We start from the raw sequence: 17,091 nt of genomic DNA, 5'->3' as shown, positions 1-17,091 counted from the left end.
ACTTTTAAAAAAAATATAATTTTTAGGTATTCTCAAAATATTGAGAGCGTAAATAAAAACTAGAAAAGGTTTTTAATTTTAATAATAAATCCTTAACAATATACTTCTTGAGTTTATTTATTTTTTTTCTCTGAGTACATTTTTTTGGTTCGATTTAAAATTAAACAAAGCTAATTTTAGTTTTAGTACATATTTTTAAAAACGAAATATATTTTTATCCCCTCCCCTTACAATCGGTATCAGTTGATGCGACTAAAATGCATTACAATTGTACCATTCTAATTGTTACTTTATATTTAAATTAGTCATTTTTTTTTACTAATCGTTAAAAAAATATGAGGATTTGTATTGTTTATTCATGACATTTCAATCGTTATGAATACAGCATTAGTTTTTCATAAAATTAATTTAAAAATTTAATTATTTTTTGAGTCTTTTCATTTTCTTTTAATCTAGAAAGTAATTTCTCAAAGTTTACCAAGTTACAATACATTCTAATTTTCCTAATAACATTTAAGAAGCACTAGTCTGTATAATTACTCAATAGTCTTATTATCAATTAATTAAAAAATGCATAAACTATTCAGTTTATAGCAAATAGACTTTTTTTGGCTCAATTTTAAATATTAAATTATGGAAAAAAAAATTACTATTTCAGGATTTATTTCTTATCAAATTTGGCTAGTATTCTTTCTTACTTTGCTTTCCTTAAATTATTTACAAGGACAAACCTTTTGTCGTGCTATTTCTCAAACAAATAGTAAAGTAGGGTTAATTGGTGGTATATCAAACCCAGACAATGTATTTGATGATGACCCAAACTTAACTACATATGCAAGTATATCAAGCGGACTAGCTAGTTCTGTAGAAGAAACCTTAACGCTAAATCAAACAGTAAAAGCTGGCGATAAAATAATACTTTATTTGAGCGCAAATGGAGGATTATTAGATCTCGGATTATTAACTAATGTTTCTATTCAAGCAAAATTATCAAACACTAATGTAGGTTCAAGTGTAGCGCTAAATAATGCTCTTTTGAATGTAAGTCTAGTGCCTGGTAAAACAATTCAAGCTGTAGAATATACTTTTACTGGAAATGCAGATAAAATACAAATTCGAGTTAGTGGAATTTTAGATTTATCCGTTTTAAGAGTTTATGATGCACGCCTAGAGTTTGTGCAACCAACAGTAACTGGAGGCCTGAATAAAACAATATGTTCTGGAGATTCTACTACAATTATTGCTACACCAGCAGTCGCTACATCTTTGGCTTGGTATAATTCCGCGACTTCTACATCTGCTATCATAACGGGAAATAGTTTTACTACACCAATTTTAACAACAAATACAACCTATTATATAGGGGTAATTGGCACAGCAGGCTGTGAAAGCAGTGAACGTATACCTGTTGTAATAAATGTTTCTAATCCTATTGCACCAACTATTGATACTGCTGGTACTGTATTTTGTTCTAGTGGTGCTACTCAGCAAACGACTTTATCAGTTATAAATCCAATTCCTGGAACTACTTATAATTGGTATTCTGTTGCAACTGCTGGGACTATTTTAGCTTCAGGTACTTCTTATTCACCAACAGTTTCTGTAGGAACAACCAGTTTTTATGTAGAAGCGTCAATTGGTAGCTGTAATAGTGCCACCCGAACACAAGTAGATGTGATTTCTACCGCAACACCAGCTCTTCCAACTGTTTTAACACAAAGTGTTACTATACAATCTGGACAAAATGCAACTTTGAGTGCTACTACTGCGGAAGCTGGAGTAACACTTAATTGGTACGATGTACCTACTGCTGGTGTTGTTCTTGCTTCAAACACTCCAAACTTTACCACACCTATATTAACTGCCACTAAAACCTATTATGTAGAAGCGCAAAGTGCTACAGGAAATTGTGTTAGCGTAACAAGAGTACCGGTAACAGTATCGGTTATAACAACCCCACTTGGAGGATGTTTAGATGCCAATACACAACAGACTAATCTAAACGGACTTTGCCTATTGTGCGGATCTACCACACCAAATAGTTCTGTTGATGGAAGTACTGCAACAGCAGCAAGACTTACGATTCCTATTGGTTTAATAAACGGATGGATTCAACAAACACTTCAATTTAATAATCCAGGGAAAACAGGAGATATAATTAATGTTGAACTTGGATTACCTGGCGGTGTTCTTGATTTAACCGCATTGAGCTATATTACTTTAGCTACTTACAATGGAGCAACTTTTAATAATGATAAAGTTTCTATTAATAATCTATTAAATGTTCAATTATTAGTAGGAAACCGATTTAAAGCCAGTATTACTGCTGGTGCTAATTTTGATCGTGTTGAAATACGTTTAGGTGGTTTAGCAACTGTATTAACTAGTTTAGACATTTATCAGGCGTCTTACCAATATAAAGCTCCTACTATATCTGGCACTACAACTATTTGTAGTGGACAAAATACCACATTAACAGCAAGTCTTTCAGTAGGAGAGACCGCTACTTGGTATGATGCTCCAACAGCTGGTACCTTATTAGTAAGCACAGCGGCATACACAACACCAAATTTAACCACCGCCACAACTTACTATGTAGCAATTACCAGAAATGGTTGTGTAAGTACTGAACGTTTTCCTGTTCTGGTAAATATAACCAATACTATTGCACCAACTATTGATACTGCTGGTACTGTATTTTGTTCTAGTGGTGCTACTCAGCAAACGACTTTATCAGTTATAAATCCAATTCCTGGAACTACTTATAATTGGTATTCTGTTGCAACTGCTGGGACTATTTTAGCTTCAGGTACTTCTTATTCACCAACAGTTTCTGTAGGAACAACCAGTTTTTATATAGAAGCGTCAATTGGTAGTTGTAATAGTGCCACACGAACACAAGTAGATGTGGTTTCTACCGCAACACCAGCTCTTCCAACTGTTTTAACACAAAGTGTTACTATACAATCTGGACAAAATGCATCTTTGAGTGCTACTACTGCGGAAGCTGGAGTAACACTTAATTGGTACGATGTACCTACTACTGGTGTTGTTCTTGCTTCAAACACTCCAAACTTTACCACACCTATATTAACTGCCACTAAAACCTATTATGTAGAAGCGCAAAGTGCTACAGGAAATTGTGTTAGCGTAACAAGAGTACCGGTAACAGTATCGGTTATAACAACCCCACTTGGAGGATGTTTAGATGCCAATACACAACAGACTAATCTAAACGGACTTTGTCTATTGTGCGGATCTACCACACCAAATAGTTCTGTTGATGGAAATACTGCAACAGCAGCAAGACTTACGATTCCTATTGGTTTAATAAACGGATGGATTCAACAAACACTTCAATTTAATAATCCAGGGAAAACAGGAGATATAATTAATGTTGAACTTGGATTACCTGGCGGTGTTCTTGACTTAACCGCATTGAGCTATATTACTTTAGCTACTTACAATGGAGCAACTTTTAATAATGATAAAGTTTCTATTAATAATCTATTAAATGTTCAGTTATTAGGAGGAAACCGATTTAAAGCCAGTATTACTGCCGGAGCTAATTTTGATCGTGTTGAAATACGTTTAGGCGGTTTGGCAACAGTATTAAACAGTTTAGATATTTATCAGGCATCTTACCAATATAAAGCTCCTACTATATCTGGCACTACAACTGTTTGTAGTGGACAAAATACCACATTAACAGCAAGTCTTTCAGTAGGAGAGACCGCTACTTGGTATGATGCTCCAACAGCTGGTACCTTATTAGTTAGCACTACAGCATACACAACACCAAATTTAACCACTGCCACAACTTACTATGTAGCAATTACCAGAAATGGTTGTGTAAGTACTGAACGTTTTCCTGTTCTGGTAAATATAACCAATACTATTGCACCAACTATTGATACTGCTGGTACTGTATTTTGTTCTAGTGGTGCTACTCAGCAAACGACTTTATCAGTTATAAATCCAATTCCAGGAACTACCTATAATTGGTATTCAGTGGCAACTGCTGGGACTATTTTAGCTTCAGGTACTTCTTATTCACCAACAGTTTCTTTAGGAACAACCAGTTTTTATATAGAAGCGTCAATTGGTAGTTGTAATAGTGCCACACGAACACAAGTAGATGTGGTTTCTACCGCAACACCAGCTCTTCCAACTGTTTTAACACAAAGTGTTACTATACAATCTGGACAAAATGCATCTTTGAGTGCTACTACTGCGGAAGCTGGAGTAACACTTAATTGGTATGATGTACCTACTGCTGGTGTTGTTCTTGCTTCAAACACTCCAACCTTTACCACACCTATATTAACAGCCACTAAAACCTATTATGTAGAAGCACAAAGTCCTACAGGAAACTGTGTTAGCGTAACAAGAGTGCCAGTAACAGTATCGGTTATAACAACTCCACTTGGAGGATGTTTAGACGCCAATACACAACAGACTAATCTAAACGGACTTTGCATATTGTGCGGATCTACCACACCAAATAGTTCTGTTGATGGAAGTACTGCAACAGCAGCAAGACTTACGATTCCTATTGGTTTAATAAACGGATGGATTCAACAAACACTTCAATTTAATAATCCAGGGAAAACAGGAGATATAATTAATGTTGAACTTGGATTACCTGGCGGTGTTCTTGACTTAACCGCATTGAGCTATATTACTTTAGCTACTTACAATGGAGCAACTTTTAATAATGATAAAGTTTCTATTAATAATCTATTAAATGTTCAATTATTAGGAGGAAACCGATTTAAAGCCAGTATTACTGCTGGTGCTAATTTTGATCGTGTTGAAATACGTTTAGGTGGTTTAGCAACTGTGTTAACTAGTTTAGACATTTATCAGGCGTCTTACCAATATAAAGCTCCTACTATATCTGGTACTACAACTATTTGTAGTGGACAAAATACCACATTAACAGCAAGTCTTTCAGTAGGAGAGACCGCTACTTGGTATGATGCTCCAACAGCTGGTACCTTATTAGTAAGCACAGCGGCATACACAACACCAAATTTAACCACTGCCACAACTTACTATGTAGCAATTACCAGAAATGGTTGTGTAAGTACTGAACGTTTTCCTGTTCTGGTAAATATAACCAATACTATTGCACCAACTATTGATACTGCTGGTACTGTATTTTGTTCTAGTGGTGCTACTCAGCAAACGACTTTATCAGTTATAAATCCAATTCCTGGAACTACTTATAATTGGTATTCTGTTGCAACTGCTGGGACAATTTTAGCTTCAGGCACTTCATATTCACCAACAGTTTCTGTAGGAACAACCAGTTTTTATGTAGAAGCTTCAATTGGTAGTTGTAATAGTGCCACACGAACACAAGTAGATGTGGTTTCTACTGCAACACCAGCTCTTCCAACTGTTTTAACACAAAGTGTTACTATACAATCTGGACAAAATGCATCTTTGAGTGCTACTACTGCGGAAGCTGGAGTAACACTTAATTGGTATGATGTACCTACTGCTGGTGTTGTTCTTGCTTCAAACACTCCAACCTTTACCACACCTATATTAACTGCCACTAAAACCTATTATGTAGAAGCACAAAGTCCTACAGGAAACTGTGTTAGCGTAACAAGAGTGCCAGTAACAGTATCGGTTATAACAACTCCACTTGGAGGATGTTTAGACGCCAATACACAACAGACTAATCTAAACGGACTTTGCATATTGTGCGGATCTACCACACCAAATAGTTCTGTTGATGGAAATACTGCAACAGCAGCAAGACTTACGATTCCTATTGGTTTAATAAACGGATGGATTCAACAAACACTTCAATTTAATAATCCAGGGAAAACAGGAGATATAATTAATGTTGAACTTGGATTACCTGGCGGTGTTCTTGACTTAACCGCATTGAGCTATATTACTTTAGCTACTTACAATGGAGCAACTTTTAATAATGATAAAGTTTCTATTAATAATCTATTAAATGTTCAATTATTAGGAGGAAACCGATTTAAAGCCAGTATTACTGCTGGTGCTAATTTTGATCGTGTTGAAATACGTTTAGGTGGTTTAGCAACTGTATTAACTAGTTTAGACATTTATCAGGCGTCTTACCAATATAAAGCTCCTACTATATCTGGCACTACAACTATTTGTAGTGGACAAAATACCACATTAACAGCAGGACTTTCAGTAGGAGAGACCGCTGCTTGGTATGATGCTCCAACAGCTGGTACCTTATTAGTAAGCGCAGCAGCATACACAACACCAAATTTGACTACTGGCACAACTTACTATGTAGCAATTACCAGAAATGGTTGTGTAAGTACTGAACGCTTTCCAGTTCTGGTAAATGTAACCAATCCTATTGCACCAACAATCGCAGTGGGTGGAACCACTATCTGTAGCGGTCAAACCACTACATTAAATATAAATGCTCCAGTTATTGGAACCAATTATAAATGGTTTACTACAGCTACAGCAGGAACATTATTATTTACTGGAAATTCTTTTACAACCTCTGTTTTAAATGCCAATACCACTTATTATGTAGAAGCAGAAATTGGCAGTTGTTCAAGTACAACAAGAACTCAAATAGATGTTATTGTAAATCCTACACCATTAGCTCCAACTGTAGCTTCTTCTAATGTATCAATTCAATCTGGACAAAGTGCTTTATTAGAAGTAATAAATCCAGAAGCAGGAGTTAATTATGATTGGTTTAGTGCTGCTGTCGGAGGAAGTTCTTTAGCAACTGCTACCGAATTTACAACACCTCTTTTATTGACCACTACAACGTATTATATTGAAGCTAGTGGCACTACATCAGGTTGTATAAATACTACAAGAACTCCTGTGACTGTCATCGTAAATAAACCCATTACAAGCTGTTTATTGGCGGTTAATCAAACAATTTCAAATGATGGAATTTTATGTCTAGCTTGTGGTGCAGTCCCAGGTACTGAAGCACTTTCTATAGATACAGATTTTAATACAGCTACAACTCTTCAGGTTCCTATTGCAGTAGCAGGCTATGTTCAACAAAAAATTGATTTTTCAACATCTGGATTAGCGGGTGATATTATTGACATTGAATTAGGTATTCCAACAGGTACATTAGATATTAGTGCACTTTCTTATATTTCTTTACAAAGTTATGATGGAGGAACAGTTAATACAGATGGAATTACAATCAATTCTCTTTTAAATATTCAACTTTTAGGAGGAAATCGTTTTAGAGCTAGTTTTGTAGCAGGTGGAAACTTTACAGGTGTTCAGGTTAGATTAGGTGGATCAGCAACTATCGCTACTGATTTAAATATTTATGGTGCTTCATTTAAATATAAAGAAGTCTCTGTTTCAGGAGCGGATTCTCCTATTTGTTCAGGAAAAAAAGCAATTTTAGTAGCCACCCCTTTGTCTGGAGAAACTGTTAGATGGTATACTGCAGCAAGCGGTGGAGGATTACTTTCTTCAACTGCAGATTATACAACTCCTGCTTTAACAACTACTACAATTTATTATATAGAAACAACACGAGGAACTTGTGATAACAGTGTTCGTCAACCAGTAACAGTTACTGTTTTTCCATTGGCAACAGCAGCTTCTGTGATAATTACAAGCCCGCAAGAGGCCTCTTGCAACGGAGGAATTGTATTATCTCCAACATCTGCTTTAGGAGGAGCACAATTTAAATACTATACAGATCAAATTAAAACACAAGAAATTACATCTGGAACAAATGTTGTTACTCAGCCAGGAGTAACTTTCTCTAAAAATCTAGCAACTGGAGCACTTACCATTAGTGGACTTACAGCTGGTTCATCTTATAATTATTATGTTTCTGTTTCTAATGGAAGTACTTGTGAAAATGACAATAACACTTTAAAACTTGTAACTATAACGGCTCCAACATCATCATCATTAACAGTAATTTCACCTTTAATAGGATGTGGAAGCGTAAACTTGAAAGATGCTATTGAAGCTTTTGATACATCAGGAAATACAACTTATAATTTCTTTGATCCATCTAATAGTAGCATAACTGCAGAAGCAGCTGCCAATGTAACCCTAAGCGGTATTTATTCGATTCAAGCTCAAATAACTGGTGCTATTTGCCCTTCTGTAAAATCCCCAGTAACAGTTACCGTAAATTCATTACCGACTTTGAATGTTACTCCTTCAATATCAGTAAGTGCAGGAACTAGTGTTCCATTAACCGCAACATCAGATGGAACATTGACTTGGTTTAATCCACAAGGAGCTCTTATAACAGGTCCTTCTTTTTCGACAGGAATTTTAAATACACCTGGGGTTTATACTTATACAGTAGTAGCAAGTAATGGAACTTGTTCAAGAACAGGTACGGTTTCTATAAATGTCATAGATACCAATGGCTGTCAATTATTAACCCAAAGAGTGTATGCTAACACTCAAAGTTCAGGTTCCAACATTACAGGTGGAGTATCAAATGGTACTAATGCTGTAGATGGAAATCCTCTAACCAATTCAACAATCGTAACGGGAGTAGGATTATTAGGTATTGGTACTACATGGCAAAATTTAAAATGGTCAGCTAATATTGTAAAAGGAACTCCAGTAACGGTTAAACTAGGATCAGAATATAGCGCAGTCACTCTTGGTCAGAATTTATCGGTAATTGGAACTAAAAGCGGAGTTGATATTGGAACACTACAGCCAGTTTCAGGTGCTTTATTAAATGGATTATCTGGTGATAATGTATTCGAATTTACTTTTGTTCCTGCAAATGCATCAGGTCCTCAAGACTATGATGGAATTAGAATTCAATCTGCATCTCTAGCCAGCGTTGCCCAAAGCATAAAAGTATACGATGCTTATTATAACAAATCTGTTTCAACAATAACTTGTACACCAGGTGATATTCAGGATATATTTTATGGTTCAACTACATTAGGTGTAGGTGCGGTAACAGCTACAATAGGCGTTAGTGAACCTTGGAATGTAGCGGATAATGATATTACAACTTTTACTACTATGTATAGTGGCGTGAGTGTGCTTGCGGCTGCCGACTTAACAATAGCATTCAAAACTCCATCCATTGCTAGTGATACATTAAGAATAGTTGTTTCTAAACCAAGCGTACCTCTTGATGTTAATTTGCTAAGAGGATTTAGTATTCAACGTTACTTAGGAAATGTACCTGTTGGAGCACCAATTTTAAATACCAGTACATTCTTAACTTTACAAGTATTACCTGGAAATACAATGTCTATGGTACTCGTAAATTCTCAACCTGAACCATACGACAGAGTTAGAATTCGTTTGGGAGGCGTTGCAGGAGTATTAGATTTATTAAGAGTTCATACCGTTGAAAGAGTAGCAGATACGAAAGTTATAGGAAGCGATTCTAATAATAAAGTCACCGTTTGTCCTGGAACTGCTGTTACACTTCAAATACCACAAAAATCTTGCTCTACCTACAAATGGTATGATGCCCCAACAGGAGGAAATGTTGTAGCTACAGGAGTTACATATCCTGTTCTAGCTACCTTTGCTGCCGGAATTTATAAATATTATGTACAGCCAGTTCGTTACGATTGCGAAACTTTTGCTCGTGGAGAAGTGATCGTAGAGGTGAGACCATCAAGCCCAGAAAATGCTTTAACTGATATCACTTTAAATGGAGGTGTAACCACTTCAATTTGTTCTCCATCTGGAACAATAACTCTGGCTACCAGTCCTAGTGGAGCTCCAGTATTAACAAATCCTATTTATTATTGGTATCGTTTTAACGGAACATCAATGCAATTGATTCCTGGTGCAACTACATCACAATTAACTGTGAATAGTTTGATTCCTGGAACCTATACGTATTATGTTGGAGTTAGTTCAAATGATTTTTGTGAAACTGTAACAACAGATAGAAAACAAATTACATTTACAATATTACCTCCTTCTAAAACAAATGATATTTCTACTAATGATGCAATAATATGTTCTGGTGAAATAGCAACTTTAACACCAACTGTAACTACGTTAACCAACCCAGTGTTTTATTGGTATTTAAATACAAATAAAACCCAGCCTATAACTAACGGAGCCATTATAAGTGGAATAACTTATACAATTAGCGCTACAGGTGTTTTAACGGCATCAGGTGTAACTCATGCAATGGGTTCTATTACCTATTATGTTGGGGTATCTAGTGATACAACTTGTGAGAATATTGCAGGAACACTTCAAACTGCAAATATTATTGTTAATGATCCATCAACGCCAACAACAACAGCTTCTACACAAGGTTTCTGTTTAGTAAACACCCCAAAAGTATCCAATATTCAAGTAAATGAAAGTAATGTAGTTTGGTATAGTACCTCAACAGGAGGAACAGCTATTACACCAACTACAGCTTTAACCAACGGAGATTATTATGGAGCCATTTTAGATCCTGTTACCAATTGTGTAAGTTCTGTTCGTTTGAAAGTAACTGTCAATGTAACCAATCCAGCAACGCCAACCACTACAGCATCTATTCAAAATTTTTGTTTAGTTAATACTCCAAAAGTATCTAACATTCAAATAAATGAAAGTAATGTAATTTGGTATAAAGTGGCAACAGGCGGAACAGCAATTGTGGCAACTACCCCTTTAACAAACGGAGATTATTATGGAGCCATTTTAGACCCCATAACCAATTGCGAAAGTTCGGTTCGTTTGAAAGTAACTATTACTGTTACCGATCCTGTAACACCAACAACTATAGCATCTATCCAAAATTTCTGTTTAGTAAATACTCCAAAAGTATCCAGTATTCAAGTAAATGAAGGTAATGTCATTTGGTACAAATCAATAACCGGTGGTGCAGCTTTAGCGGCAACTACGGCTTTAACGAGTGGAGATTATTATGGCGTAATTAAAGATCCTATTACCAATTGTGAGAGTTCAGTTCGCCTGAAAGTAACTATCAATGTTAACAATCCAGCAACACCTACAACAACCGCTTTAACTCAAATTTTCTGTTTCATAAACGCACCAAAAATTTCTAACATTCAAGTAAATGAAAGCAATGTAATTTGGTACAAAACAGCAACAGGAGGAACAGTGATTGCACCAACTACAGCTTTAACCAGTGGTGATTATTATGGAGCAATTTTAGATCCAGTAACCAATTGCGAAAGTTCGGTTCGTTTAAAAATAACTATCAGCATAACCAATCCAGTAACGCCAACAACAATGGCTTCAACTCAAAACTTTTGTTTGATAAATTCACCAAAAGTGTCTAATATTCAAGTAAACGAAGGCAATGTCATTTGGTACAATGCAATGACAGGCGGAACTTTGATTTCAACTACTACAGCTTTAATGAACGGTGATTATTTTGGAGCAATTAAAGATTTGGTAACCAATTGTGAAAGTTCTGTTCGTTTAAAAGTAACTATCAATGTTACTAATCCAGCAACACCAACCACAACTGCTTCAACTCAAAACTTCTGTTTAATAAATACACCAAAAGTTTCTAGCATTCAAGTGAATGAAAGCAATGTGATTTGGTATAAAATTGCAACAGGAGGTACTGCAATTGCAGCAACTACGGCTTTAACAAGCGGAGATTATTATGGCGTAATTAAAGATCCTATTACCAATTGTGAGAGTTCAGTTCGCCTGAAAGTAACTATCAATGTTAACAATTCAGCAACACCTACAACAACCGCTTTAACTCAAATTTTCTGTTTGATAAATACACCAAAAGTTTCCAATATTCAAGTAAATGAAAGCAATGTTGTTTGGTATAACTCAGTAACAGGTGGAACAGCAATTGCATCAACCACCGCTTTAATAAGCGGAGATTATTTTGGAGCAATTAAAGATCCTGTAACTAATTGTGAGAGTTCAGTTCGTTTGAAAGTAACTATCAATGTTACCAATCCAACTATACCAACTACAACAACTGCGACTCAAAATTTTTGTTTAGTTAATACTCCAAAAGTGTCTAATATTCAAGTAAATGAAAGCAACGTAGTTTGGTATAAAGTAGCAACAGGCGGAACAGCAATTGTGGCAACTACAGCTTTAACAAATGGAGATTATTATGGAGCGATTTTAAACCCAATAACCAATTGTGAAAGTTCCGTTCGTTTGAAAGTAACCGTTACTATTACCGATCCAGCAACACCTACAACTACAGCATCTATTCAAAACTTCTGTTTAGTAAATGTGCCAAAAATTTCTAACATTCAAGTAAATGAAAGCAACATCATTTGGTACAACGTAATGGCAGGAGGAACAGCGATTGCATCAACAACAGCTTTGATAAGCGGAGATTATTATGGAGCAATTGAAGATCCTGTAACTAATTGTGAGAGCTCAGTTCGTTTGAAAGTAACTATCAACATTACCGATCCAGCAACACCTACAACAACGGCTTCTACTCAAGGTTTCTGTTTGATAAATACGCCAAAAGTTTCCAATATTCAAGTAAACGAAAGCAATGTCGTTTGGTATAATGCAGTAACAGGTGGAACAGCAATTGCATCAACTACAGCTTTAATAAGTGGAGATTATTTTGGAGCGATTAAAAACCCTGTAACCAATTGTGAGAGTTCAGTTCGTTTAAAAGTTACTGTCAATGTAACCGATCCTGTAACACCAACCACAACATCCGCTACTCAAAACTTTTGTTTAGTAAATGCGCCAAAAGTTTCCAGCATTCAAGTAAATGAGAGTAATGTCATTTGGTATAAAACTGTAACGGGTGGCGTAGCTATTGCACCAACTACGGCTTTAACAAGTGGAAATTATTATGGAGCGATTAAAGATCCTGTAACCAATTGTGAAAGTTCAATTCGTTTAAAAGTAACTATCAATGTTACTAATCCAGTAACACCAACAACTACAGCATCTACTCAAAACTTCTGTTTAGTAAATGCACCAAAAATTTCTAGTATTCAAGTAAATGAAAGTAATGTTATTTGGTATAAAACCGTAACTGGAGGTGTCGCAATTGCACCAACTACAACTCTGATAAGTGGTAATTATTATGGCGCAATTTTAGACCTAGTAACCAATTGTGAAAGTTCGGTTCGTTTGAAAGTAACTATTAGTGTTACCAATCCTGCAACACCAACAACAACGGCTTCAACTCAAGGTTTCTGTTTGATAAATACCCCAAAAGTTTCCAATATTCAAGTAAATGAAAGTAATGTGGTATGGTATAATACAATGACAGGAGGAACAGTGATTGCATCAACTACCGCTTTAATAAACGGAGATTATTTTGGAGCCATTTTAGACCCTGTAACCAATTGTGAGAGTTCTGTTCGTTTAAAAGTTACTGTCAATGTAACCAATCCAGCGACACCAACTACAACAGCAGCTACTCAAAACTTCTGTTTAGTAAATGCCCCAAAAATTTCTAATATTCAAGTGAATGAGAGTAATGTGGTCTGGTATAAAGTAGTAACAGGAGGTACTGCAATCACAGCAACTACAGCTTTAACTAGCGGTGATTATTATGGAGTAATTTTAGATCCAGTAACAAATTGTGAAAGTTCTGTACGTTTGAAAGTAACTATTAATGTTACAGACCCAACAACACCAACGACAACGGCTACTACTCAAAGTTTCTGTTTGATAAACACACCAAAAATTTCCAATATTCAAGTGAATGAGAGTAATGTAGTGTGGTATAAAGTAGTGACAGGAGGTGCTGCAATTGCGGTAACTACTGATTTAACAAGTGGAGATTATTATGGTGCCATTTTAGATCCAATAACAAATTGTGAAAGTTCAGTTCGTTTAAAAGTGGTTATTAGTGTTACCAATCCAGCAACACCAACTACAACGGCTGCTAATCAAGGGTTTTGTTTAATAAATACACCTAAAGTTTCTAACATTCAAGTGAATGAAAACAATGTGGTTTGGTATAATGCAATGATAGGGGGAACTGCGATTGCATCAACTACCGCTTTAATAAACGGAGATTATTTTGGAGCCATTTTAGACCCTGTAACCAATTGTGAGAGTTCTCTACGTTTGAAAGTAACTATCAGCGTAACTAATCCGGCAACACCAACTACAACAGCAACTACACAAAACTTCTGTTTAGTAAATGCGCCAAAAATAGCCGACATTCAAGTGAATGAGAGTAATGTGGTCTGGTATAAAGTAGTAACAGGAGGTACTGCAATCACAGCAACTACAGCTTTAACTAGCGGTGATTATTATGGAGTAATTTTAGATCCAGTAACAAATTGTGAAAGTTCTGTACGTTTGAAAGTAACTATTAATGTTACAGACCCAACAACACCAACGACAACGGCTACTAGTCAAAGTTTCTGTTTGATAAACACACCAAAAATTTCCAATATTCAAGTGAATGAGAGTAATGTAGTGTGGTATAAAGTAGTGACAGGAGGTGCCGCAATTGCCGTAACTACTGATTTAACAAGTGGAGATTATTATGGTGCCATTTTAGATCCAATAACAAATTGTGAAAGTTCAGTTCGTTTAAAAGTGGTTATTAGTGTTACCAATCCAGCAACACCAACTACAACGGCTGCTAATCAAGGGTTTTGTTTAATAAATACACCTAAAGTTTCCAACATTCAAGTGAATGAAAGTAATGTAGTGTGGTATAATACAATGACAGGAGGAACTGTGATTGCATCAACTACCGCTTTAATAAACGGAGATTATTTTGGAGCCATTTTAGACCCTGTAACCAATTGTGAGAGTTCTCTACGTTTGAAAGTAACTATCAGCGTAACTAATCCGGCAACACCAACTACAACAGCAACTACACAAAACTTCTGTTTAGTAAATGCGCCAAAAATAGCCGACATTCAAGTGAATGAAAGCAATGTAGTTTGGTATAAAGTAGCAATAGGAGGAACAGTAATTCTTCCGACTACAGCTTTAACAAATGGAGATTATTATGGAATAATTAAAGATCCTGTAACCAATTGCGAAAGTTCTGTTCGTTTGAAAGTGACTATTAAAGTTACAAACCCAGTAACACCTACTACAACGGCTTCTACTCAAAGTTTCTGTTTGATAAATGCTCCAAAAATTTCTAATATTCAAGTGAATGAAAACAATGTTGTTTGGTATAAAGTAGCAACAGGCGGAGAAGCAATTTCATCAACAACAGCTTTAACAAGTGGAGATTATTATGGTGCCCTTTTAGATCCAGTAACCAATTGTGAAAGTTCGATTCGTTTGAAAGTTACCATCAATATAACTGATCCTGGCACACCAACAACAACAGCTTCAACACAAGGTTTCTGTTTGATAAATGCACCAAAAATAGCCAATATTCAAGTAAATGAAGGTAATGTCATTTGGTATAACGCAGTAACTGGAGGAATAGCAATTCCAACAAATACAGCATTGGTGACTGGAGATTATTTTGGCGTCATTAAAGATCCAATAACCAATTGTGAAAGTTCGGTTCGTTTGAAAATAACTGTGAATGTTAGTAATCCAGTGACACCAACAACTACAACTTCAACTCAAGGTTTCTGCTTGATAAATGCTCCAAAAGTGGCCAATATTCAAGTAAATGAAAGCAATGTGGTTTGGTATAAGGTAGTAACAGGTGGCACAGCAATTCTAGCAACTACAGCTTTAACAACTGGTGATTATTATGGAGCAATTAAAGATCCAATAACCAATTGCGAAAGTTCGGTTCGTTTGAAAGTTATTATTAACGTTACTGACCCTGCAACACCAACAACAACAGCTTCAACTCAAGGTTTCTGTTTGATAAACGCTCCAACAATTGCAAACATTCAAGTGAATGAAAGCAATGTGGTTTGGTATAAAGCAGTAATAGGCGGAACAGCAATTGTAGCAACAACAGCTTTAACAAGTGGTGATTACTATGGAGCAATCAAAGACCCAATAACCAAATGTGAAAGCTCGATTCGTTTGAAAGTAACTGTTAATGTGAACGCTCCAACTATACCTACAACGCCAAAAACAACACAAACATTCTGTCCTTCAGCGATTGCAACAATTGCGGATCTAGAAGCAAGTGGAACAAATTTGGTATGGTATACTCAAGCAATAGGAGGAACTCCATTAGCATTAAATACTACACTTACTCCAAAAACGTATTATGTTGCTGCAACTACACTAAGTGGTTGTGAAAGTTTGACAAGATTAGCAATTACCGTAGAATTTGAAAATTCAGATCAAATACAAATCTCTTCTACAAATGATACGCCTTGTGTTTTCAACGGAGTAACTTATTCAATTGCTAACGGAAAATCAAATTACGTTTGGACAATTACTGGAGGCACAATTCTTTCTGGAGGAGGAACTGCTGATGGTTCTGTAACGGTTTCATGGTCGAATATAGGGGCTGGTCAGGTTAAGGTTACGTACACAAATACCTGTGATGAAAATACAACCAAAACATTAGATATTACTGCTGTAACTTGTTCAGATTTAACGATCACCAATATAGTAAATAACCCAGCGCCTAATTTTGGTGAAGAAGTAGAATTTACAATAACAATAAGTAATGTTGGTGAAGGAAACATGATCAATACACAGGTCAACGAACTATTGCCAAATGGATATGATTTTCTTTCATTTACGGCATCAGTAGGAACTTATGATCCCGCAAATCATATCTGGAATTTACCAACTTTAAATGCAGGAACAAGTCAAATTCTAAAAATTAAAGCATTAGTCCTGTCTACTGACAATTACATGAACGTAGCATCAATTATAGCATCAACCCCATTGGATTTAGATTCAACAAATAATACCGCATCATCTTTTGTAGAGCCAATTTGTTTAACTGTTTACAATGAGTTTACGCCAAATAATGATGGCGCAAATGATCTTTTCAGAATTGATTGTATTGAATCGTATCCAAATAATGAACTCGAAGTGTATAATAGATACGGTTCTTTAGTCTACAAAAAAAATAAATATGAAAATGATTGGAATGGAACTGCCAATGTATCTGGAGTCGTAAATAAAGGGGATATGTTACCAACAGGTACCTACTTTTATGTGATAAACATTGGAGATGGAACAGTTAAAAAAGGATGGCTATCTATCGTGAGATAATCAACATTACTAATTATTTAATTTAAAATA

Annotated in this window: 1 protein-coding gene; it reads left to right on the top strand. The window is 35.7% G+C overall.

Annotated elements, in window-relative coordinates; translation table 11 throughout:
- The first annotated feature begins 633 nt into the window (after positions 1 to 633).
- Positions 634 to 17,061, top strand: coding sequence for a gliding motility-associated C-terminal domain-containing protein (locus CLU82_RS19325; protein ID WP_100844643.1), 16,428 nt, complete (start codon positions 634 to 636; stop codon positions 17,059 to 17,061).
- The last annotated feature ends 30 nt before the right edge of the window (positions 17,062 to 17,091 follow it).

The sequence above is a fragment of the Flavobacterium sp. 5 genome, assembly GCF_002813295.1.
GTDB lineage: Bacteria > Bacteroidota > Bacteroidia > Flavobacteriales > Flavobacteriaceae > Flavobacterium.
Note: the sequence above shows the minus strand (reverse complement) of the source record. Positions and strands in the feature narration are given on the sequence as shown.

Bases quoted from the DNA above. Each gene is read 5' to 3' on its own strand.
- CLU82_RS19325 (WP_100844643.1), top strand. From the start codon at position 634: ATGGAAAAAAAAATTACTATTTCAGGATTTATTTCTTATCAAATTTGG.